20 protein-coding genes are annotated in these 21,729 nt (G+C 37.8%); 14 read left to right on the forward strand and 6 right to left on the reverse strand.

Annotated features, from left to right (window positions below; genetic code table 11):
- Positions 1-2: 2 nt before the first annotated feature.
- The gene (locus ACH3PA_RS12140) at positions 3-821 is read right to left on the reverse strand and encodes an SDR family oxidoreductase (protein WP_416443841.1); all 819 of its coding nucleotides are present in this window, start codon (positions 819-821) and stop codon (positions 3-5) included.
- Positions 822-1,133: 312 nt separating this feature from the next.
- On the opposite strand from ACH3PA_RS12140, the gene ACH3PA_RS12145 reads away from it, so the two are divergent.
- The 3 genes from ACH3PA_RS12145 to ACH3PA_RS12155 are packed head-to-tail and all read left to right on the forward strand — an operon-like array spanning position 1,134 to position 3,851.
- Positions 1,134-2,312, forward strand: coding sequence for a Pycsar system effector family protein (locus tag ACH3PA_RS12145; RefSeq protein ID WP_416443839.1), 1,179 nt, complete (start codon positions 1,134-1,136; stop codon positions 2,310-2,312).
- A gap of 24 nt (positions 2,313-2,336) precedes the next feature.
- The gene (locus ACH3PA_RS12150) at positions 2,337-2,831 is read left to right on the forward strand and encodes a YkgJ family cysteine cluster protein (protein WP_416443837.1); all 495 of its coding nucleotides are present in this window, start codon (positions 2,337-2,339) and stop codon (positions 2,829-2,831) included.
- 30 nt (positions 2,832-2,861) lie between these two features.
- Positions 2,862-3,851 carry a DUF1028 domain-containing protein gene (locus ACH3PA_RS12155; RefSeq protein ID WP_416443835.1) on the forward strand — a complete coding sequence of 330 codons (990 nt, stop codon included), beginning with the start codon at positions 2,862-2,864 and terminating at the stop codon, positions 3,849-3,851.
- 240 nt (positions 3,852-4,091) lie between these two features.
- On the opposite strand, the gene ACH3PA_RS12160 is transcribed toward ACH3PA_RS12155, so the two are convergent.
- The 4 genes from ACH3PA_RS12160 to ACH3PA_RS12175 all read right to left on the reverse strand — a co-directional run bounded on the left by ACH3PA_RS12160 (position 4,092) and on the right by ACH3PA_RS12175 (position 8,969).
- On the reverse strand, positions 4,092-5,648 hold the full coding sequence (locus ACH3PA_RS12160) for a M20/M25/M40 family metallo-hydrolase (RefSeq protein ID WP_416443833.1): 1,557 nt from the start codon (positions 5,646-5,648) through the stop codon (positions 4,092-4,094).
- A gap of 109 nt (positions 5,649-5,757) precedes the next feature.
- A complete protein-coding gene (locus ACH3PA_RS12165; protein ID WP_416443831.1) occupies positions 5,758-6,903 on the reverse strand; it encodes an MFS transporter in 1,146 nt (381 codons plus the stop codon).
- 137 nt (positions 6,904-7,040) lie between these two features.
- Entirely contained in the window at positions 7,041-7,544 is a 504-nt protein-coding gene (locus tag ACH3PA_RS12170; RefSeq protein WP_416443829.1) for an SRPBCC family protein, read from the reverse strand.
- A gap of 156 nt (positions 7,545-7,700) precedes the next feature.
- A complete protein-coding gene (locus tag ACH3PA_RS12175; RefSeq protein ID WP_416443827.1) occupies positions 7,701-8,969 on the reverse strand; it encodes an exo-beta-N-acetylmuramidase NamZ domain-containing protein in 1,269 nt (422 codons plus the stop codon).
- Positions 8,970-8,976: 7 nt separating this feature from the next.
- On the opposite strand from ACH3PA_RS12175, the gene ACH3PA_RS12180 reads away from it, so the two are divergent.
- Both ACH3PA_RS12180 and ACH3PA_RS12185 read left to right on the forward strand, forming a co-directional pair.
- Positions 8,977-10,206, forward strand: a complete 1,230-nt coding sequence (locus ACH3PA_RS12180) for an ABC transporter permease (protein WP_416446605.1) — start codon at positions 8,977-8,979, stop codon at positions 10,204-10,206.
- A 129-nt stretch (positions 10,207-10,335) separates the two neighbouring features.
- Positions 10,336-11,340 (forward strand): PLP-dependent cysteine synthase family protein, encoded by a 1,005-nt coding sequence (locus ACH3PA_RS12185; protein WP_416443825.1) that lies wholly within the window; start codon positions 10,336-10,338, stop codon positions 11,338-11,340.
- Between the two features lie 52 nt (positions 11,341-11,392).
- Here ACH3PA_RS12185 and ACH3PA_RS12190 read toward each other — a convergent pair whose 3' ends face one another.
- Positions 11,393-11,917 carry a hypothetical protein gene (locus tag ACH3PA_RS12190; protein WP_416443823.1) on the reverse strand — a complete coding sequence of 175 codons (525 nt, stop codon included), beginning with the start codon at positions 11,915-11,917 and terminating at the stop codon, positions 11,393-11,395.
- Between the two features lie 83 nt (positions 11,918-12,000).
- Between ACH3PA_RS12190 and ACH3PA_RS12195 the strand changes: the two genes are divergently transcribed.
- The 9 genes from ACH3PA_RS12195 to ACH3PA_RS12235 all read left to right on the forward strand — a co-directional run bounded on the left by ACH3PA_RS12195 (position 12,001) and on the right by ACH3PA_RS12235 (position 21,706).
- On the forward strand, positions 12,001-13,284 hold the full coding sequence (locus ACH3PA_RS12195; RefSeq protein WP_416443821.1) for a DUF2851 family protein: 1,284 nt from the start codon (positions 12,001-12,003) through the stop codon (positions 13,282-13,284).
- 30 nt (positions 13,285-13,314) lie between these two features.
- Positions 13,315-13,542, forward strand: coding sequence for a PspC domain-containing protein (locus tag ACH3PA_RS12200; RefSeq protein WP_416443819.1), 228 nt, complete (start codon positions 13,315-13,317; stop codon positions 13,540-13,542).
- A gap of 3 nt (positions 13,543-13,545) precedes the next feature.
- Positions 13,546-14,553 (forward strand): potassium channel family protein, encoded by a 1,008-nt coding sequence (locus ACH3PA_RS12205; protein ID WP_416443817.1) that lies wholly within the window; start codon positions 13,546-13,548, stop codon positions 14,551-14,553.
- A gap of 93 nt (positions 14,554-14,646) precedes the next feature.
- On the forward strand, positions 14,647-16,335 hold the full coding sequence (locus ACH3PA_RS12210; RefSeq protein ID WP_416443815.1) for an alanine/glycine:cation symporter family protein: 1,689 nt from the start codon (positions 14,647-14,649) through the stop codon (positions 16,333-16,335).
- 228 nt (positions 16,336-16,563) lie between these two features.
- A complete protein-coding gene (locus ACH3PA_RS12215) occupies positions 16,564-18,225 on the forward strand; it encodes an alanine/glycine:cation symporter family protein (RefSeq protein WP_416443813.1) in 1,662 nt (553 codons plus the stop codon).
- A 37-nt stretch (positions 18,226-18,262) separates the two neighbouring features.
- Complete coding sequence (locus ACH3PA_RS12220) at positions 18,263-19,099, forward strand: ComEA family DNA-binding protein (protein WP_416443811.1); 837 nt, start codon at positions 18,263-18,265, stop codon at positions 19,097-19,099.
- A gap of 80 nt (positions 19,100-19,179) precedes the next feature.
- Positions 19,180-20,367, forward strand: coding sequence for an acyl-CoA dehydrogenase family protein (locus ACH3PA_RS12225; RefSeq protein ID WP_416448206.1), 1,188 nt, complete (start codon positions 19,180-19,182; stop codon positions 20,365-20,367).
- A gap of 97 nt (positions 20,368-20,464) precedes the next feature.
- Positions 20,465-20,659, forward strand: coding sequence for a 30S ribosomal protein S21 (rpsU, locus tag ACH3PA_RS12230; protein ID WP_416446603.1), 195 nt, complete (start codon positions 20,465-20,467; stop codon positions 20,657-20,659).
- A gap of 105 nt (positions 20,660-20,764) precedes the next feature.
- Positions 20,765-21,706, forward strand: coding sequence for a tyrosine-type recombinase/integrase (locus tag ACH3PA_RS12235; protein WP_416443807.1), 942 nt, complete (start codon positions 20,765-20,767; stop codon positions 21,704-21,706).
- Positions 21,707-21,729: the final 23 nt, after the last annotated feature.

Below are 21,729 nucleotides of genomic sequence, written 5' to 3' on the forward strand. Positions count from 1 at the left end.
GATTAACCATTAGTGGTGAAGCCGGGATAGCATGTCATGCCGCCGTCTACAAAAATTGTGGTACCGTTAATATATTCAGATTCATCTGAAGCAAGCCAGACGGCAGCACTGCCTACATCTCCAGGAACGCCTATACGTTTGTACGGTATAAGCTTATTTAGTTTCTCAAGAGCTTCTTCAGTTTCCCATGCGTTTTGATTAATGGGCGTTTTTATCGCTCCCGGCGCAATACTGTTACAGCGTACTTTTTGTGGGGCGTATTCTTGGCAAATTGTTTCCATAAGCATGACTATTGCCCCTTTAGAGGCAGCATAGTTTGCATGGCCTGCCCAGGGTATGATCTGGTGTACAGAACTCATATGAATTATTTTGCCCAAAGATTTAGAAACTTCTGGGCGCATACCTCTTTTTAGAAATTCGCGTAAAGCTTCCCGCACGCATAAGAATTGGCCGGTAAGATTTATATCTATAACTGTTTGCCAGTCTTTAAGGCTCATCTCATGTAAGGCACAATCTTTTTGTAAACCAGCATTAGGAACACAGATATCTACGGTACCAAAGTGATCTACAGTCTGTTTAAACATTTTAAGAACGTCGTCTTCTTTGCTCACATCGCATTTTATAGCAATAGCTTCACCGCCCAAATTGCTCTTAGAAATCTTGTGAGCAATCTCCTCTGCTTCCTCTTTATGTGAATGATAATTAACTACTACATTTGCGCCATCTTCGCCCATTGCCAGGGAGACAGCTTCGCCTATTCCAGAGCTTCCGCCGGTAACTATACATGTTTGTCCTTCAAGGCGTTTATTGGGTTTTTGCATAACTATCTGTGTTTAATTATTATTAAGCAATATTAAATGTAGCACTAAAAGATAGACTTGAGACACGATGTGATAAAATTGGATTTTCTTTAAGAAAAAGTCTCTTAAAAACCGGTGCAAGACTCAAAAAACCGACTTATATCAGGCAAAAATCGATTTAATTTCCGGTTTCTTTTTATGCGTAAAACAGTAAATAGTTTCCGCTATAAGCGTAATTTTAATCTGCCTTAAAAAGAGCCTGATTTTCATATCTCAAAGTCAGATTTTAGCTGCTCTACAGGCGATTTTTACAACCTAAACCCCACTAATATTATGAATTCATTGATGGAAGAGGTGAAAGAATATGTATTTAATTATTTTTCAGCTCACTATAATGGCACATACGTTTACCACAATTATACGCATACGCAACAAGTAGCAGAACATGTTCAAAATATTGCTTTAGCCGAAGAAGTTACCGCAGAAGAAGTAGAAATTCTGGAAATTGCCGCATGGTTTCATGATATAGGTTTTCATCTTGATCCTAAAAATCACGAAGCTGCAAGTGCTAAAATAGCGACAGAATTTCTAACGCGTAAAAATTTCGCGCAAAGCAAAATTCATAAAATAGAGACTTGTATTCTGGCGACAAAACCAGAACATAAACCGCAAAACCTGCTTGAGCAAATACTAATAGATGCTAATTATTATCACTTAGGTCTTGATAATTATTCTAATTATGCAAATCTCATAAAAGAAGAATCTCAAATGCTGGGCGTTGAAAGCTATAGCGAAATAGACTGGGAGCAGGAAAACCTCACTTTTTTGACTCAAAAACAGCAGTATTATACGCATTATGCGGTTACAAAATGGCAAGCGCAAAAAGCGTTGAATGTTATTGAGATCAACAAAAATTACTCAAAGCTCAAGGAAAAAGGAAGCAAGAAAAAAAAGAAGAAGGATACAGATAAAAATGGTCGTTCAGAACGAGGTATCGATACGTTGTTCAGGATCACGTTGCGCAATCATACAGCGCTAAGCGATATTGCAGACAGAAAAGCCAATATTTTACTTTCTGTAAATGCGATTATAATTTCTGTGGCGCTGTCTAATTTAATTCCAAAATTAGATAATCCCTCTAATAATTATTTGATCTATCCTACGATTCTCTTTATCACCTTTAGCGTAGTTTCTATGATCCTGTCAATAATTGCCACGCGACCTAATATTACCACGGGGACGTTTACTAAAGATGAGGTTATCAATAAAAAGGTGAATATCGTTTTCTTTGGTAAATTTCATAAAATGAAGCTTGACGATTTTGAATGGGCGATGGATGAGGTGATGAATGATAAAGCCTATCTCTATTCTTCACTCACTAAAGATCTGTATGCTCTGGGAACGGTTCTGGCGCGAAAATATAAGATACTAAGATTCACCTATGTCTTTTTCATGGTGGGCATGGTGATATCTATAATCGCTTTTGGCATTGCATTTAGGGTTACACGTTAAGCGGTTTATGGTTAATTTTGCGGCATGGAAGATTTTATAAAGCAACTCCCAGACCTTGCTAAAGACAAACACAAGGAGAATGCTGCTTATTTTAAAAAGCTAAAGCGCAAACCACCTAAAGATCTTGATTACCAGATGCAGGATTTGCATGATGAAGAATTTGCTAAAACAGATTGTCTCAATTGTTCCAACTGTTGCAAGACTACAGGACCTTTATTCACAGATCGGGATATCACGCGTATTGCAAAGCATTTTAAAATGAAAGATGCGCAGTTTATAGATACATATCTTAAGATTGATGAAGATAACGATTATGTGTTGCAGCAACTGCCTTGCCCATTTCTGGCTTCAGATAATTATTGTTTGATCTACGATGTGCGGCCAAAAGCTTGCGCGGAATTTCCACATACAGACAGAAAGAAATTTCAGCAGATCACAACTATCACCTTAAAGAATATGCCGGTTTGCCCTGCCGCTTTTAATATTGTGGAGAAAATGAAAGAACGTATTAAGCTTTAAGCTGAAATGTATTTAATAAATAACAAGATTATGAAACAAAAATTACGCTATTTAATTCTTCTTTTAATGAGTTTTTCCGGTGCTTTTGCTCAAAATATAAATGCAGAAAAAGAGGCTTTTGCGCACACCTTTTCTGTTGTAGCCAGAGATTCTGTTACCGGCGAAATGGCGGTTGGCGTTCAAAGTCACTGGTTTTCTGTGGGTTCTTTGGTTTCCTGGGGGAAATCTGGTGTGGGCGTTGTTGCTACGCAGTCGTTTGTAAATCCGGCCTACGGTCCCAACGGTCTTGAACTAATGGCAAACGGAACTTCTGCAAAAGAGGCTCTTAATATACTTATCGCGAAAGATGACGGTCGTGATTACCGCCAGGTGGCCTTTCTTGATAAAAATAGTGCAGCTGCTTATACCGGAGAAAAATGTGTAGAATCTGCACATCAGATCACTGAAAATAACTTCTCTGTACAAGCAAACATGATGCTCAATGATGACGTTGTTCCCGCTATGGCGAAAGCATTTAAAGAACACGCAGATCTGCCTTTAGCAGAACGTGTTGTTGAAGTATTAAAAGCAGCGCAGGCTGCCGGTGGGGATATTCGCGGTAAACAATCTGCAGCGCTAATTGTGGTTGGTCCTGACAAAGTAAAAAACCCCTGGGAAGAGCATAAAATCGACCTGAGAGTAGATGATAACGCAAACCCTATAGAAGAACTTGACCGACTTTTAAAAACGGCACGAGCTTATGAATTTATGAATAGGGGAGATCTTGCCGTAGAAGCCGGCGATATGAATAAAGCTCTTGAAGAATACGGTACAGCAGAAACTATGTTTCCTGATAATCTGGAGATGAAATTCTGGAAAGCTGTTGCTCTTGCAAACGGCGGTAGAGTAGAAGAAGCAAAACCTATTTTTAAATCAATTTTTGAGAGGGAGGAAAATTGGCGCACCATGATTTCCCGACTTGTAAAACCGGGACTGCTCACAGTCTCTCCTGAAGAACTTGAAGAGATAAAACAACTTTAAATATCTCAATACTTTATAAAGGTTTGGAACTGTCACACTGAGCCTGTCGAAGTGTAGGTCTTATCCTAATTACTTTTTGAATCTGGTGCGATGCTGGAACAAGTTCAGCAGGATGAAAAGTATTTAGCAAAGCTTAAAAAAATCGCATAAAAAAGCAGCAAAATCGGTTGATTTGCTGCTTTTTTCGGTTTGATATTTAATCAATATTATCGAGAAATCTGATGAAATCTGAGGAAGGGTTTAATTTTCGTCAAGACCACCTTTACGAGTAGCATCACGAGCTTCAGGCCAGGTCATCTGGCTGTTTGTTCTGCGGTTCATGGGTAAAACTGCTTGTTCACGTGAGGTTGTATCAGGATCTTCACTTGCCATGTATGCAAGAACTGCTGTAAGAATCACATTTTGGCGTAAGTCGTCAAAAACGATCTTGTCGTAAGTATCGCGGTTGGTATGCCAGGTGTAATTCCAATAATCCCAGCTTAGCGAACTCAAATTGAAAGCAGGTGCACCGGCAGCGACAAAAGATGCATAATCTGAACCGCCACGCCCGGGTGTACCGGGAAAGTTAGTTTCAATTTCGCGGCTAATTTCGTCTGGAACGGCATATAACCAACTGCCTAAATAATCATAAGCATTTAAAAATCCGTTACCGGAAATTGTGGCTACGCGACCTGTACCATTATCCTGATTAAAAACCGCCTGCACATTTGCTACGATCTCAGGATGGTCTTTTACAAAAGCGCGTGAACCATTAAGGCCTTCTTCTTCACTTCCCCAGTGACCGACCATAATTGTGCGCTTTGGGTTAGGATATATCTTTTTGAGAAGACGCATAGCTTCCATCATGACTAGAGTTCCTGTACCATTGTCTGTCGCACCGGTAGCACCATCCCATGAATCAAAATGCGCAGAAAGAATGACATATTCTTCAGGTTTTTCTGTGCCTTTAATTTGAGCGATGGTATTAAAAGTTGGCACTTCACCCAACTCTTTAGATTGTGCGACAACGCTAATTTCTGGTTTATCATCATATTCTGCCATTCTATAAAGCAGGCCATAATCTTCTAAAGCCAGATCGATCGTGGGAATCTCTTTTGTATAAGCCGAAAACACTTTATTTACACCAAAACCTCTTGACCAATACGAAGAAACGATTCCCGCCGCTCCTGCTTTTTCTAATGCAACAGGTAATGTTCTTGAGGTGTAACCGGTGTTCTTTATCTTAGTATCCCAGATTTCCTGAAGGCTATCCCTGTTTTTCTTCATTTTTTCAAACGATTCTGGTGTTGCCCATTTTTCCCAGTTATCATCTGGTCTGCCCGTAGGTTGCTTCATAGACACCAGAACAAATTTTCCTTTCACTGCAGAAATAGCATTTTTAAAAGCAATGGAATCAGTAGCTTCGGGCAAAAGAACAACTTCAGCAGTAACTGCTTTTTTACCCGTGCTCGGGCTCCAGGCCAGTTGGCGACCTTCCAAAGTTTGCACGCGCGGGCTCACAAGATCTATATGACTTACTCCGCGTTCCCAGCCGCGCCAGGTTCCCCATTGTTGATTTTCGGCAGGTATATCCCAGCTTTTATATTTCGCAACAGCCCAGTCATGCGCATTTTTCATTTGAGGCGTACCCACTAATCGAGGACCAACTACATCGAGCAGCTCGTGAGCAAGTACTTTTAATTTAGAATTTGAATTTTCTTCGTTCTGAATTTTTTTAATGACAGGATCTTCCTGAGCAAAAATTAGGGTAGGAACGCACAACGCAGCAACTATTAAAGTGCGGGTAATTAGTTTCATAGGGTTATAATTAGAAGGGTTGATCAACAGGCTTATCCTGAATGATTTTCTAAAGATAAAATTTTCGGCCTAAGTATTTAAACTTAGAGTGAAAGAAAGATTGATGAGATTAAGATTTTACTCTTTTTTGATATCTAAAAAATAGCTGAGAAACAGGTATTAGCATCAATCCGGAAGTCATAAAAAGTAAGAAAGAAACTTTTAGATTGAAGAGATGAGCCAGATAACCAATAATAGGCGGTCCCATGAGCATTCCTACAATGCCATAAGTTGCAATTATAGAAATTGCCATCCCGGCAGAATATTTTTCTGACGTCCCTGCCAGACTGAAAGTCATCGGGATAATTGCGGCAACACCTAATCCTACTATGCTAAAACCTGCAATTGCCGGCCAGAAATAAGGAAAAATGATAACTGTAAGTATTCCGGTTGAGATAAGTGCTGCGCTGATGACGTACATTTTCTCAAGACCTATTTTCTCAATAGCCCTGTCTGAGAAGAATCTGGAAAGCGCCATAAATATCATAAAAATCAGATAACCCAGGGTGAAAATATCCTCTTTCACAACTTCTTTAAAGTAAACGCCGCTCCAGTCGAACATGCCACCCTCGCAAACCGCGGCAAAGAAAACCATAAGCCCGAGGTATAAAATAAACTTATCTGGTTTGCCTAGTTTTATAGAGTTACCCTGCGGCGATCTGTCATTTGTAATAAGATATCTATAGGCTAATATTGAGGTAACAAAGGTAAAAAGAGCCACACTCAACAAATGATAACGCATGGGTGTATCCCATTTTACCATGAGCGTAGAAAAACCTACGCCAAGTAAGCCGCCGCTACTCCAGATACCGTGAAAAGACCCTATAATTTTTCGTGGAAACACTTTTTGTAAAGTGATAGATTGCGTGTTCATCGCAATGTTGAGAATACGCATACAGAATGCAAAAACACAAACAGCAGGAATTAAAAGATACAAACTGTCTGAAACCCCAATAACTATTAATGCGATAGAGAAAAAGAGGAATGCTACCTGCAGAGGTATTCTACTGTCAAAGCGCGATACTAACCATCCTGAAATGGGTAGACCAATCAATGAACTTACCGGCATTGCCAGTAGTAAATTACCCAGCTCAGCATCATTTAGATTAAAAATAGTTTTAATGGTAGGGATGCGAGAAGCCCACGTAGAAAAGCAAAATCCTGAAAGAAAAAAGTAAACACTAAGTGCTATGCGTTGCTTTAATTTTTGCTCCATTGGTTGTTTGGCTGTGGGTGCAAATATCGGTTAAGAATTTGTGAAGTTGAACAGAAGAAGTTATGGCTTTTTTAAATTTTTAAGCGCAATGAGTAGCTTCTTCTGTTGAAGTTGATTTTATTAGAAATGACGGGATATTAATGCTTATTTGAAAATAATTCGTCTAGATTTTCCATGGCCATAATAAATCCTTCTTTATAGCCCATTTGGATTATTTTTTCCAAATCTTCATGCGAATTGTACTTTACTGTAACATTTACAAAAGTAGAATCTGAATGGTCTGTAAAGTCAACATTCCATTGTGAACCAGAAAAGTATTTCGTATCTATATTTCCTTCTGCGTCGCAAAAAGCATCGTGATATTTAAAATTTGTTTTGGGAGTGATAGAAGTGTAATTTACTAAGCACCATTGCTCTTCTCCCTTAGGTCCTACCATTGCATATAAGCGTTTTCCACCTTCTACAAAGTTCATTACTTTTGTTTGTGATTTCCAGGGTCGTGGTGCCCACCATTGATCAAGAATTTCTGGTTCTCTCCACGCAGACCACACGCTTGACAGAGGTGCTTTAAATTCTCTTTTTACAATAATAGAAGTAGTTTCTTTGTCTATTAGAAACTGCATACGTAGATTAGTCTTCATTGCTTTTATTTTTAAGATTGAGTAATCCCTGATCAAGTTGGTTAAAGCGTTCTTCTCAATGTTCCCAAAGATTTCTGAGAGAATAAGAATTAGCAATTTTCACACCTTGCGGGCTTGCCCGAGGTTGTTGATTTAACATGGTGACAGATTAGATGATCATTTATAAATTAAATACTTAGATCTTATTTTTTTAAAAGTATCAAGATCTGCCTGCCAGCTTTGTCTAATCTCCTCCATGGTTAAACCGGCTTCTATTTGCTGCTGCAATTTTGCAGTTCCCGCGTGAGCGGTGAAGTTGGCTGTATTAAAGAATGCATCTTTATTGATATAATTGTTATAAGCGTCAATAATCCAATTAAGGTTTACTTCCTTCATTCTTGGCGTGTTGCGCAAATCGATCCCGTGGCAGATCTCACCATTAAATTTCGGATTTTTAGCCCCAAAATTGGGTTTTGGGGTATAAATAAGCGGATATTTTGATTCCGGTAAGTACGGCGAACCAATAACTTGAAACTGCATATCTGTACCACGCCCGGCGTTGAGGTTTGTACCTTCAAGTAAACCTAGGCTGGGATAGAGATTAATTGCTTTATCATTAGGTAAATTGGGCGATGGCCTTACAGGAAGCGAGTAGGGCAGGGCATGTTTGTAATTTTCCAATGGGATGACGGTAAGGTCACATTTTAAAGAATCACTCAACCAGCCTTCACCGTTCATCATTTGCGCATATTCACCTATTGTCATCCCGTGAACAAGTGGAACGCCGGCATGCATGCCTAAAAAGCTAGTGTGTTCTTTTTCCATAACCGGGCCGTCAACGTAACTTCCGTTGGGATTAGGTCTATCTAGAATAATTACAGGGATTCCCGCTTCGGCAGCAGCTTCCATCACGTAGTGCATCGTAGCGATATAGGTATAAAAACGTACACCTACATCCTGAATATCGAATACCAGAATATCTATTCCGTTAAGTTGATCTTGCGTAGGTTTTTTATTTTTTCCGTAAAGTGAAACCACGGGTAAACCAGTTTTTGCGTCTTTACCGTCTTTTATAGTTTCACCGGCATCTGCGGTTCCGCGAAAACCATGCTCGGGAGAGAATACTTTTACAATATTTATGTTTAGACTTAGAAGTGAATCTACGAGATGCGTATATAGCTTTTCGCCTTGAGCCGAAGTTTTAGAGAGAATAAGCGAACTGGGATTTCCTACTATTCCTACCCGTTTTTGATGCAAAAAAGGGAGGTATTTATCAGTGCGATTTGCACCAAGAATAATTGGGTTTAAGGTTTCTGGTTTTTGGTTCAAGGTTTTGTGAGCCTGTGTATTTTTCGCAGAAGCGGAACCAGTAGCACTTTTATTGGCACATGAAAACAGAATAAGAAGAAATAAAAAAACGGTACTTTTGAGCAAACGTAACGCCATAGGACGATTGAATTTTGAATATTTTATTGCCAAACGCATAATTAAGGCTGGAAAGTATAAAAGTACTGCTTCAACCCCTATAATTAAAATTGCGATTATCGCCATTGTTCTGGGAGTTGTCATGATGATGATCACTATTGCGACGGGCGTGGGGCTTCAGCAAAAAATACGTGAGAAAGTCTCTGCTTTTAATGGTGATATTATCATCTCAAATTTTGACGGTAATAACAGCGATATCACGCTGAATCCTATTTCAACTAAACAAGATTTTTACCCAAATTTTACAGCTGTGCCTGAAGTCACCCATATTCAGGGAACGGCCACAAAAGCGGGCGTCATTCGCACCGAAACAGATTTTGAGGGAATAATAGTTAAAGGTGTTGGTACAGATTATCGCTGGGAATACATGAAAGAATTTCTGGTAGCCGGCAGACTTCCTGATTATTCTAATGGACTAAATACAGAAATTCTTATAAGCAGGTATCTCGCAGATAGGCTTGGTTTTAAAAATAATGACAAGGTAATTGTCTATTTTTTAAAGGAAGACGGCGGATTTTTAAACAGGCGCTTTGATATTGTAGGGATTTATGATTCCGGTTTTCAGGAATTTGACCAGAGTTATCTTTTTGCAGATATTAGGCATATTCAGAAATTAAATAAATGGGAAGATGATGAAGTGGGCGCTTTTGAGGTTTTCGTCAATGATTTTAATAATCTACAGAAAATAGGTAATGAGGTCTATGCAAATACGGGTTCGCTGCTTAACTCGATGACTATCACGCAGAAATATTATTCCATTTTTGAGTGGCTGTCGCTTTTTGACTTCAACATCGCATTAATAATAGGAGTGATGATCATTGTGGCGGGTATCAATATGATTGTTGCGCTTCTTGTTCTTATTCTGGAGCGCACAAAAATGGTAGGTATCTTGAAAGCGCTGGGAAGTTCTAACTGGACAATCAGAAAAATATTCATGTACAATGCGCTTTATCTGGTTATACAGGGACTTTTCTGGGGGAATATAATTGGGATAGGCTTAATCCTTATCCAGAAATACTTTGGTGTGATTTCTTTAAATCCGGAAACATATTATGTAACTGAAGCTCCGGTCTATTTAGATTGGGGATACATCCTTTTATTAAATATTGGGACTTTTATTCTTTGTGCGGCAATGTTGCTGATACCATCTTATATTATTACCAAAATTTCTCCGGTCAAGACGATCAAGTTTGATTAATAGACCTTTTACATCTAGCTAAACCAATTTTAAGGTACTCATCAAATTCCCGGATTTAGATTTTGATTAACAGCTCATTTTTTACCTTCCGAAGAAGAAAAGGTATATTTAGCTGTTAAAAACCCATTTATGGATTATGTTGAAAATATCCTTGGCACGATAGGAAATACGCCACTTGTTAAACTGAATAAACTCACCGCAGAGCTACCTTGTCTTGTGCTTGCTAAATATGAAACCTTTAATCCGGGAAATTCTGTAAAGGACAGAATGGCTGTAAAAATGATAGAAGATGCCGAAAAAAAAGGACTACTAAAACCCGGCGGGACAATTATAGAAGGCACGTCTGGAAATACGGGGATGGGTCTGGCGCTTGCTGCAATCGTGAAGGGTTACAAGTTGATCTGTGTTATGTCTGACAAGCAAAGCAAAGAGAAAATGGACATACTCAAAGCCGTGGGAAGCGAAGTTATAGTATGCCCAACAGATGTAGCTTCAGATGATCCCCGGTCTTATTATTCTACTGCTAAGAGACTAGCGACAGAAATTGACAACTCCTGGTATGTAAACCAATATGATAATTTAAGTAATACTCAGGCCCATTATGAAAGCACCGGTCCTGAGATCTGGAAACAAACCGATGGAAAGATCACACATTTTGTAGTTGGCGTAGGCACCGGTGGTACAATCTCTGGAGTAGGGAAATATTTAAAAGAACAAAATCCTGATATTAAAATTTGGGGTGTTGATACATACGGCTCAGTTTTTAAAAAATATCATGAAACCGGAGAATTTGATAAAAATGAAATTTATCCTTACGTAACCGAAGGTATAGGCGAAGATATTCTACCTAAGAATGTGAATTTTGAGATTATTGATGGTTTCACAAAAGTGACTGATAAAGATGCTGCGATCTACACACAGCGTCTTTCAAAAGAAGAAGGTATGTTTTTGGGCAACTCTGCAGGTGCTGCGATAAAAGGATTACTTCAGCTAAAAGATAAATTTACTAAAGACGATGTGGTAGTGGTTCTTTTCCATGATCACGGTAGTAGATATGTAGGCAAAATGTACAATGATGAATGGATGAAAAAAATGGGTTATTTAGATGAAAAAGCGGCCAGTGAGCTTAAATAATAGAAAAGGCTGCTCAAGAAGCAGCCTTTTTTGTTATTCTTATTATTAAATTTTAAGAATCTTCACGTTTAACATCCAGAGAAGTGATTCTGTATTCACCGTCGTCTGTCTTTTGTTTCATAAGTTCTGCTGTACCGCTATAGGTTTCCTGATTACCCTGCGCAGTTGTGCCGGTATACCGTATTGGCATTTTTACAGAATAATTATTACCCATATCACTTACTGTGGGTTTCTCATCTGTAAAACTTACTTCAATATTTTCATATTTAGACTGCTTCTCTGAGAATTCTGAAAATGAACCACGATTACTACCGGGATCCATTAGATCATAAGCATCACGTGGCTGGCTTCTGCCTAAAGCGCCATAATAATCATTAATGACACCTTTAGCCTCATTGATCTCGTTTTGATCATCTGCAGATGGCATTTCATCTACTATCGCTTTTTCATACTGAGTGCTAATGTTATCTTGTTCTTCTAATTGAATTTCGTCTTCATCTTTTTGTGTTTCTCTGTTACCACAAGAAGTTATACTTATAGCCAGAAGAGCGATGAATAATAGATTTAATCGTTTCATAGTTAGTTGATTTTTGTTTTAAAATTACCAAAGCAACAGCAAATTGTTATTAAGGTTATGCTAAATTCTTATAGCTTTAAAAAATGAAAGAGGAGTTTCTTCATTATTTATGGAAATATAAAAAGTTTGCTTTCGCGGAAGCTAAATCAATCTCAGGAGAATCAATAACCTTAATTAACAGCGGTGCGCACAATCATCTGGCCGGGCCAGACTTTCTGAATGCACAGTTAAAAATCGATGATCAATTATGGGCGGGAAATGTAGAGATACATTTAAAATCATCTGGCTGGTATGCGCATCAACATGAGGAAGATCGCGCTTATGATAATGTTATACTACATGTGGTATGGGAAGACGATACGCCAGTGTATGGCCCAAACGATCTGCAGTTAACCACCCTGGTTTTAAAAAATTATGTAAACCCGGAACTTATTACAGGTTATAGAAAATTATTTTATGAGCAAAAATATCAATTTATAAACTGTGAAAATGATTTTGAAAAAATCCCCCCATATCTAATAAAAAACTGGCTAGAACGGCAATATATCGACCGTTTAGAAGAGAAAGTACTTTTTATAGAAAAGCTGCTAAAAGCTTCTAATAACGATTGGGAAGCGGTTCTCTTTACAATGCTGGCGCGCAATTTTGGTACTAAGATCAATGCGCAGGCATTTGCTGATATGGCGGGGAATATTCCTTTTTCTGTCATTCGTAAAATCTCTAATAATACCGGCGAATTAGAAGCACTCTTTTTAGGAGTGAACAATTTATTGCCTAAGGACGATGCAGAAAGACAAATTAAGCTCTGGAAAGAACAATACAGATTCATTAAGTCAAAATATGCAATTGATGAAAACGCGATTCCTATTCAATATTTTAAACTTCGCCCGCCTAATTTTCCAACTATCAGACTGTCACAATTGGCCAATTTATATGAGAAAGAATCACAGCTTTTTCAAAAGGTTGTTGCTATAAAAACTAAAAAAGAGAGTTACGCTTTGTTTGATGTGAATGTTTCAGAATATTGGAAAACTCATTATAACTTTGGGAGAAGTCATTCGCCAAGAGCGAAAAGACTAAGTAATTCATTTGTCGATCTTTTACTTATAAATACTATTATTCCTATTCAATTTGCGTATTCTAAATACATGAACCTAAATAAAGAAGCTGATCTTTTACAGCTAATCATGTCTCTTAAAGCGGAAAAGAATAGTATTGTTGAGGGTTTTAAAAATCTAAGAGAACTTGACGATCATGCACTCAACTCTCAGGCGCTTTTGCATTTAAAGAAACATTATTGTGATGTAAACAGATGCCTGCATTGTGCTGTGGGTAACTATTTGATTTCGCAATCAGCGAAAGAATAATGCAAGCTTAATTTTAGTAATTTGCAAGTGATGAAATTAATTTACGCTATTCGGCATTTTTTTGAGCGCAACGGCTTCTATGTGTCCTCACGTCTGGCAGACCGCCTGGGAATACGTACAAAGAATGTACGACTATTCTTCATTTATCTGTCTTTTGCAACAATGGGATTGGGTTTTGCTATATATCTTACGCTCGCATTCTGGCTAAAATTAAAAGATCTGGTTTACACAAAACGTTCTTCTGTATTTGATCTATAAATTATGCTAAAGCTTTTTAGATTTAAAATATATCTCGCGTTACTTTCTATATTAGGAATGGTGTCTGTAGGTATATTTGGTTTTAGGGTATTTGCGCATCACTCCTGGATAGACTCTATCTACATGACCATTATAACCATAAGTACTGTAGGTTATGGTGAGGTGCAACCTTTAAATGATAGTGGGAAAATGTTTGCTGTTTTTCTTATTATTACGAGCGTTATCACATTGGGTTATGCAATTACAATTATTACAGAATATATTTTAAGCCGAAGTAATTACGAACTTTTAAAACAGAAAAAAGTGCAAAAGAAGATAGATAGTTTTTCAGGTCATGTGATAGTTGTGGGTTATGGTCGTAATGGGAAGCAAGCTGTGCAAAAACTCATGACTTACGGTAAACCCTTTGTAATTATTGAACGTAATGATCAAATTGCAGACAGATTTGAAACTGAAGATGTTCTATTTGTACGCGGCAACGCAAATGAAGATGAGGTTTTATTAAAGGCGGGAGTAGAGCGAGCTTCTACACTTATTTCTGCTTTACCAGACGATTCTAATAATTTGTTTGTTGTTCTTTCTGCGCGCCAGATCAACTCTAAATTAAAAATAATAAGTCGCGCTTCTGAAGAAACGACTTATCAAAAATTAAAATTTGCCGGGGCAGACAATGTAATTATGCCAGACAAGATAGGAGGTGATCACATGGCCTCTCTGGTAGTTGTCCCTGATCTTGTTGAATTTTTAGATAATCTACAGGTATCGACAGAAGGCAGTGTTAACGTGCAGGAAATCACTTATGAAGCGGTGTGCCCAGATAATCGGGATCGTACAATACGGGATATTGATCTGCGTAACAAAACAGGTTGTTCTATAATAGGATATAAATCTCCCAGCGGCGATTATATCATCAATCCTGAAGCTTCGCTATTAATAGAAATGAATTCAAAACTGATAGTGATAGGCAGGCCTGAACAAATAAAAAAATTACATAAAGAATTTGCGATTTAATATTATGTTTACATTTAGCTAAAGTTGGGATCACCAGAGTGATTTTGGAAATTCATCAACTTCTGAATCATTAACTAAATTATTCTGGTAAATATGAAAAAATCCCTTTTTCTATTGGTATTTCTGTGTGCAACATTATCTTCTTTTGCGCAACAGACAGGAGAGGTAGGTATCGATGAGCAAATAAACCAAGCCTTTGCTCCTGTTTCAAATTTCTTTTCAAAACTAATATTCTTTACAGTTTTTGATACACCGTTCGTATTGATACTTCTTGTTTTTAGTGCGCTCTTTTTTACGGTTTATTTTGGTTTCCCAAATTTTAGATATTTCTGGCGCGCCATACAAACAGTACGAGGCAAATATGAAGATATAGAGAATCATGGTGCTAAAATATTATATGGAGAAGAGGGTATCGCAAATGGTGTTGATATGAATACCGTTAAAGATTTTGAATCTCATATAGAAAGTCTGGATGATGACCTTGCTATAGACGGTGATATTATCGATACAATTCGTGACGAAAGCTCTGCAGGAGAAGTAAGCCATTTTCAGGCTCTGGCGACTGCGGTTTCTGGTACCGTAGGAAATGGAAATATAGCTGGCGTAGCTTTGGCAATTGCACTGGGAGGTCCCGGGGCAACTTTCTGGATGATCATTTGCGGTCTGTTGGGTATGTCGACCAAATTTGTAGAATGTACTCTTGGTGTTCAGTACCGTGATGTGGGTACAGACGGGACTATTTATGGCGGGCCTATGTATTACTTAACAAAAGGTTTAAAAGAAAAAGGTTTTGCAACTCTGGGTAAAATTGCCGCAGTTCTATTTGCTGTTTTCTGCATAGGCGGCTCATTTGGTGGTGGTAATGCAGCACAGTCTAACCAGGCAACTATTGTGTTAAAAGAATTATTCAATCTTGAAAGTACGGGTGCAGGATTCTGGATAGGGATTGTTCTGGCCGTTTTAGTAGGAATTGTGATCATAGGTGGTATTAAAAGAATCGCCTCTGTAACCGAAAAAATCGTTCCTTTTATGGCGATTATGTATCTGGCGGCTTGTATTTACATTGTACTGGCCAACATAGGTTTGATGGATGATGCAATTGCATTGATTATTGAAGAAGCTTTTAATCCCAGAGCTATTGGTGTTGGGAGTATAATAGGTGTGCTGCTGGTTGGTTTTAAGCGAGCTGCTTTTTCTAATGAAGCAGGAGCAGGGTCTGCTTCTATTGCACACTCGGCAGTACGTACAAAATATTCTGCCAGCGAAGGTCTGGTTGCACTTCTTGAACCTTTTATAGACACGGTGGTAATTTGTACAATGACTGCACTGGTTATTATCATTTTTAATTTTAATGGTGCTTTTGAATATGGTGGTGATGGCTCTGGAGCAGTTATTATAGATGGTTTGTCATACGAAGGAGCAGGAATTACTTCAAAAGCTTTTGCTGAGTTTATTCCATTTTCTCAAATATTTCTAACAATCGCAGTTGTTCTATTTGCTGTTTCTACTATGATATCCTGGTCGTATTATGGTTTACAGGCCTGGAAGTATTTATTTGGCAGAGGGAAAACCGCTGATCTCGTTTATAAATTACTCTTTCTGACATTTGTTGTAATTGGGGCTGCAGCAAACATGAAATCGATCTGGGATTTTTCTGATGCGATGATTTTTGCGATGATTTTTCCTAACATGGTAGGTCTTTTCTTCCTCTTTCCGGTGGTAAAACAACAACTCACACGCTATTTATCTGCCATAAAGCTGAAAGAAGCTGCTATTAAATAGCAGAATTTCTATAAATAGGGAACTATATATTAATTTCTTCAGTAAATTGCTAATTAAAGGTTAATACTAATTATCAATTTATTGAGGATTTTTTTTGTAGAAAATTGAATCGTATTTCGCATCATTCTCTACCGATTGAGTATTTTAACTGGTTTTGTCTTTGAAGCAGACTATTTTTTTAGCATCTTGCCGTTTTCATCTAAAAAATATAATAACCCAGAATTTCTCATGAATAAATTTATACTCTCGATTTGTTGTTTAATATTTCCTTTTTTCAGTTTTGCCCAAGAAAGTCAAAGTTTAGGCGAATCAATTAATGAGTCTTTTGCAAAATATACAACTCCCATAGTAGACTTAATTTTTTACCCTGTACAAATTGCAGGTAAAGATCTGCCCATCGTAATTATTCTTTTATTATTAGGTGCGATGTTCTTTACTATTTATTTTAAAGGGGTAAACTTTATGTATACCAAAACCTCGTTAAAAACTGCTTCTGGTAAATATGATGAACTAGATCATCATGTTCCCGCAGATGAGGAAATCGTGGTTGAAGATGGAAAAATTAAAGATACCATTCACTTAACTGGTGAAGTTCCCGGTGAGGTTACACACTTTCAGGCATTAACCGCTTCTCTTTCTGCTACTGTAGGTCTGGGGAATATTGCCGGTGTAGCCGTAGCAATAGCATTGGGTGGTCCAGGTGCAACGATCTGGATGATACTAGCCGGAATTTTAGGTATGGCCTCAAAATTTACAGAATGTACTTTAGGTGTTAAATACCGTGAAGTTGATGAAGAAGGTAAGACTTATGGTGGTCCCATGTATTACCTGTCTAAGGGTCTAAAAGAAATGGGTATGGCCGGTCTTGGTAAAGTTCTCGCCGTATTCTTTGCAATAATGTGTATAGGTGGCTCCTTTGGTGGGGGTAACATGTTTCAGTCTAATCAGGCTGCTTCTCAATTGATCCAGATGATGGGGTGGGAAAATCCTAATGCTGGTCTTTATAGCGGTATTGTAATGGCAATAATCGTTGGGCTTGTTATTATAGGTGGTATAAAAAGAATAGGTTCTGTTACTGAAAAAGTGGTTCCATTTATGGCTATCATTTATATTCTGGCAGGTCTAATAATTATCTGTATCAATTATGATATGATACCTTACGCTGCTAACCAGATTTGGCAAGGTGCAATAAATCCTAATGCAGCCTTTGGTGGTGTAGTAGGAGTTTTAATTGTAGGTTTTCAACGTGCGGCGTTTTCTAATGAAGCTGGTGTTGGGTCTGCGGCTATTGCACATTCTGCGGTAAAAACTCGTTACCCGGCAAGTGAAGGTTTAACTGCACTGCTTGGGCCATTTGTAGATACAGTTATAATTTGTACTATGACTGCTGTTGTAATTGTTATTACAAACGCAAAGCACAACTTATTTACCTATGGTAATCTTGATGCTGCAAGTAATGTAATGCTTAATGCTACAAATCAACCCATAAATGGTGTAGATCTAACTTCTGTAGCTTTTGATTCTGCAATACCTTATTTCTCTATAGTACTTACTATCGCAGTTATTTTGTTTGCAATTTCTACTATGATCTCATGGTCATATTATGGTCTTCAGTCCTGGAAATATTTATTCGGAAAAGGAAAAACTTCTGATGTTGTTTATAAAGTTCTATTCTTATTATTCCTTATCGTAGGAGCATCTTCAAGTCTTGGTGCGGTGATCGCTTTCTCTGATGCGATGATCTTTGCTATGGTATTTCCCAATATAATTGGTCTGTTGCTGCTTTCGCCAAAGGTTAAAAAGGAATTAAGAAAATACCTCAATGCCATTAAAATAGGTAAGATGAATGCTTCTATAGATCATGAAAGCAAAGAAGTAAAAGAAATATAAATCACGATTAAAAATGTCTTTAAAATCCCACTTGCTTATGGATGTCCAGAAGCGTAGTGGGATTTTGATTTTAATCATACTCATTGTTGCAGGTCTTGCTGTTTATATATGGGTTGATTTTTCGCCAGAATTAGATTATAATAAAGAGCGGGTAGTTACAATTCAGCGGCAGATAGATTCTATAAAATCAGCCGAAAAACAGGTTGAAAAACCCGATTTTTACCCGTTTAATCCCAATTTTATTAGCGATTACAAAGGATATACTTTAGGGATGTCTCCTGAAGAAATTGATAAACTGCATCGCTTTCGCGAAAGCGATAACTGGATCAACTCTGCAGCCGATTTTAAGCAGGTTACAGGCGTTTCTGACTCACTTTTAGCCGATATTTCCCCATATTTTAAGTTTCCGGAATGGGTTACCAACTCAACTTCAAAAAATAAATCTGTCACTACCAGCAAAGAAAATCCTAAGAAAGCTCTCAATAAAATTACGCATGATGAATTGATGAGTATTGATGGGATGACCCAAAAAGCAGCGCGTGATATTCTATATTTTAGGAAACGTATAGGTGGCTTCTTAGAAGATAATCAATTATTTGATGTTTACGGGGTGCCAAATAAGGTGGTTTATGCTATAAAAGACAAATACACAGTTATAAATGAGCCACAAATAGAAATAATGAATGTGAATACCGCCAGCGCTTCAGATCTTTCTACGCTGCCATACATCACTTTTGACGTGGCAAAAGAAATAGTAGATTACCGGCTGCTGCATGAGGGGATTGAAGACCTTGATGAATTGAATAAAATACCGGGAATAACGCCATACAAATTTGACCGAATTAAATTATATTTGTCGACCAACCAAAATTAGTTCAGGTTTTTGAATTTAGACATCTTTACCTGCCTGCAACCTCTGCCAATTGAATTTTTTATAAACCCAAAAAGCGGTACATGAATAACACCTATTTTTCAGAAGAGCACAGACTCTTTAGAGAAAGTTTGCAAGATTTTTTAAAAAAGGAAGTTGTCCCTCATATAGATGAGTGGGAAGAAACCGGGATAATAGATAATCGTATCTGGAAGAAATTTGGCGATATGGGTTATTTTGGCCTTGCCTATCCAGAAGTTTATGGTGGTCTCGATCTTGATCTTTTTTATACCGTAATACTTCTTGAAGAGTTACAGAAAATAAATTCTGGTGGCTTTGCTGCGGCAATATGGGCACATGCTTATCTGGCGATGACCCATCTTAAGGCTGAAGGAGATGAGTTTATAAAATCTAAGTATCTCGCAGCAAGTATTGCAGGAGATATGGTAGGCTGCCTTTGCATTACAGAACCCTTTGGTGGTTCAGATGTGGCAGGTATGCGCTCTACAGCGGTACAAGACGGCAACGACTTTATTATCAATGGCTCTAAGACCTTTATTACTAACGGCGTTTATTCAGACTATCTTGTGGTAGCGGCAAAAACAACTCCAGAAAAAGGTAATAAAGGTATTTCGTTATTTGTAATAGATAGGGAGACCAAAGGCGTAAGCGCTACTAAATTGAATAAATTGGGTTGGCGAGCTTCAGACACGGGTGAGATAGCTTTTGATAATGTACGTGTTCCTCAGGAAAATGTTTTAGGAGAGATTGATAAAGGTTTCTCTTACATCATGCAGCATTTTGCCCTTGAGCGCTTAATTATGGGTGTTAATGGTCATGCGCGTGCAGAATATGCACTTGATTATGCAATGAAATATGCTTCAGAGCGAATGGCTTTTGGTAAGACGATAGATAAATTTCAATCAATGCGTCACAGTATTGCAGAGATGGCTAGTGAGATTGAGATGTGTAAAGCATTTAATTATGCTGTTGCGAAAAATCTTGATGCCGGGGATTATGTCGTTAAAGAAGCAAGTATGTCAAAATTACTTTCAACAAAAATGGCAGATGAAGTAATTTATAAATGCCTTCAAATATTGGGAGGCTATGGTTATATGGAAGATTACCCAATGGCCAGAATGTTCCGCGATAGTAGACTAGGGCCTATAGGCGGCGGTACATCTGAAATTTTAAAAGAAGTTATCGCTAAGATAATTATAGATAAGAAGGAATATAAGCCTGCAGCAGAGCAAAGCAAGGTAGCAAAGTAGTTGCAAAATGTTTTTTTAATATTAGTTGTAGCTTCTATTAAATAAATTATCTTTGCAGCCTGAAAACAGTAAGAATCAAAAGAAAGGAGGTACCACTATGTTAATTATACCAGTAAAAGACGGAGAAAATATCGATAGAGCGCTTAAGCGTTTTAAAAGAAAGTTTGACAGAACAGGAACAATGCGTAAGCTGCGTGATCGTCAGGCCTTCACAAAACCATCTGTATCTCGCAGAAGGGAAATACAGAAAGCATCTTACATCCAGGGTCTAAGAGATCAGGAAGATATTTAGTAAAATCTGTCTAATCCTATTTTTAGGATAATGGGTTTTTAACGGAAAGACTTATCCTCTTTCATTATAAAAGAAATCTGCCTAGATTAAGGTTTACCTTAATTTATGGCAGATTTTTATATTTATAATCTTTATATTAAAGTAAAATTCTCAATGTATATAAATCCCTTTTTAGAATATCTGCAGCTTGAGCGTAATTATAGTAAACACACTGTTGCTGCCTATCATAATGATATAGCGGGCTTTTTTGAGTTTGCTGAAGCTAATTTTAATATTACAGAGCCGGCAGAGATAAGTTATACGATAGTGCGCAGCTGGATCGTAAAATTGGGTGAAGAAAATATTACTACCCGAAGTATTAATAGAAAGATTTCTTCTCTTAAAACTTATTACAAATTTCTTCATAAAATAGGGCAGGTGACAGATTCGCCTTTAAAGAAGCATAAAGCGTTGAAAATGTCTAAGAAGATCCAGATCCCATTTTCTTCTTCAGAAGTTGACGATGTCTTTAAGCTCATTGATGATCTAAAAGGTTTTGAAGTTGTAAGAGATAGATTGATCGTAGAACTTTTTTATGGTACGGGAATGCGTCGTAGCGAATTGATTAATTTAAAGAATGTAGATGTAGATATTGAGTCGGCTACTGTAAAAGTATTGGGAAAGCGTAATAAAGAGCGCCTGTTACCACTGCTTAATCCCGTATGCGATAGTTTAAAGCTTTATGAAGAAGAAAGAGCACTGCGCTGGCCACAAAATACAGAGCCATGGCTTTTGTTGAATAATAAAGGCGTTAAAATGCATGAAACGTTTGTTTACAGAAAGATAAAAAGCTATTTTAGTAAGGTTTCCCCCAAGGTAAAAACAAGTCCTCATATGTTACGACATACTTTCGCGACTCATTTACTCAACCACGGGGCTGATTTAAATGCTGTGAAGGAATTGCTGGGGCACACGAGTCTAGCCGCTACTCAGGTCTATACGCACAATAGTATAGCAGAACTGACGAAAGTACATAGTGCTGCGCACCCTCGCAATACCGAGCAGTAGTAACTCTTTTTATTAACTTAAAA

Source organism: Leeuwenhoekiella sp. A2, assembly GCF_047946655.1.
In the GTDB taxonomy this organism is placed as follows: Bacteria; Bacteroidota; Bacteroidia; order Flavobacteriales; family Flavobacteriaceae; genus Leeuwenhoekiella.

Excerpts from the sequence above, each read along its gene's own strand:
- ACH3PA_RS12140 (WP_416443841.1), bottom strand. The coding sequence starts at position 821 with ATGCAAAAACCCAATAAACGCCTTGAAGGACAAACATGTATAGTTACC.
- ACH3PA_RS12145 (WP_416443839.1), top strand. The coding sequence starts at position 1,134 with ATGAATTCATTGATGGAAGAGGTGAAAGAATATGTATTTAATTATTTT.
- ACH3PA_RS12150 (WP_416443837.1), top strand. The coding sequence starts at position 2,337 with ATGGAAGATTTTATAAAGCAACTCCCAGACCTTGCTAAAGACAAACAC.
- ACH3PA_RS12155 (WP_416443835.1), top strand. The coding sequence starts at position 2,862 with ATGAAACAAAAATTACGCTATTTAATTCTTCTTTTAATGAGTTTTTCC.
- ACH3PA_RS12160 (WP_416443833.1), bottom strand. The coding sequence starts at position 5,648 with ATGAAACTAATTACCCGCACTTTAATAGTTGCTGCGTTGTGCGTTCCT.
- ACH3PA_RS12165 (WP_416443831.1), bottom strand. The coding sequence starts at position 6,903 with ATGGAGCAAAAATTAAAGCAACGCATAGCACTTAGTGTTTACTTTTTT.
- ACH3PA_RS12170 (WP_416443829.1), bottom strand. The coding sequence starts at position 7,544 with ATGAAGACTAATCTACGTATGCAGTTTCTAATAGACAAAGAAACTACT.
- ACH3PA_RS12175 (WP_416443827.1), bottom strand. The coding sequence starts at position 8,969 with ATGGCGTTACGTTTGCTCAAAAGTACCGTTTTTTTATTTCTTCTTATT.
- ACH3PA_RS12185 (WP_416443825.1), top strand. The coding sequence starts at position 10,336 with ATGGATTATGTTGAAAATATCCTTGGCACGATAGGAAATACGCCACTT.
- ACH3PA_RS12190 (WP_416443823.1), bottom strand. The coding sequence starts at position 11,917 with ATGAAACGATTAAATCTATTATTCATCGCTCTTCTGGCTATAAGTATA.
- ACH3PA_RS12195 (WP_416443821.1), top strand. The coding sequence starts at position 12,001 with ATGAAAGAGGAGTTTCTTCATTATTTATGGAAATATAAAAAGTTTGCT.
- ACH3PA_RS12200 (WP_416443819.1), top strand. The coding sequence starts at position 13,315 with ATGAAATTAATTTACGCTATTCGGCATTTTTTTGAGCGCAACGGCTTC.
- ACH3PA_RS12205 (WP_416443817.1), top strand. The coding sequence starts at position 13,546 with ATGCTAAAGCTTTTTAGATTTAAAATATATCTCGCGTTACTTTCTATA.
- ACH3PA_RS12210 (WP_416443815.1), top strand. The coding sequence starts at position 14,647 with ATGAAAAAATCCCTTTTTCTATTGGTATTTCTGTGTGCAACATTATCT.
- ACH3PA_RS12215 (WP_416443813.1), top strand. The coding sequence starts at position 16,564 with ATGAATAAATTTATACTCTCGATTTGTTGTTTAATATTTCCTTTTTTC.
- ACH3PA_RS12220 (WP_416443811.1), top strand. The coding sequence starts at position 18,263 with ATGGATGTCCAGAAGCGTAGTGGGATTTTGATTTTAATCATACTCATT.
- ACH3PA_RS12225 (WP_416448206.1), top strand. The coding sequence starts at position 19,180 with ATGAATAACACCTATTTTTCAGAAGAGCACAGACTCTTTAGAGAAAGT.
- rpsU (WP_416446603.1), top strand. The coding sequence starts at position 20,465 with ATGTTAATTATACCAGTAAAAGACGGAGAAAATATCGATAGAGCGCTT.
- ACH3PA_RS12235 (WP_416443807.1), top strand. The coding sequence starts at position 20,765 with ATGGCAGATTTTTATATTTATAATCTTTATATTAAAGTAAAATTCTCA.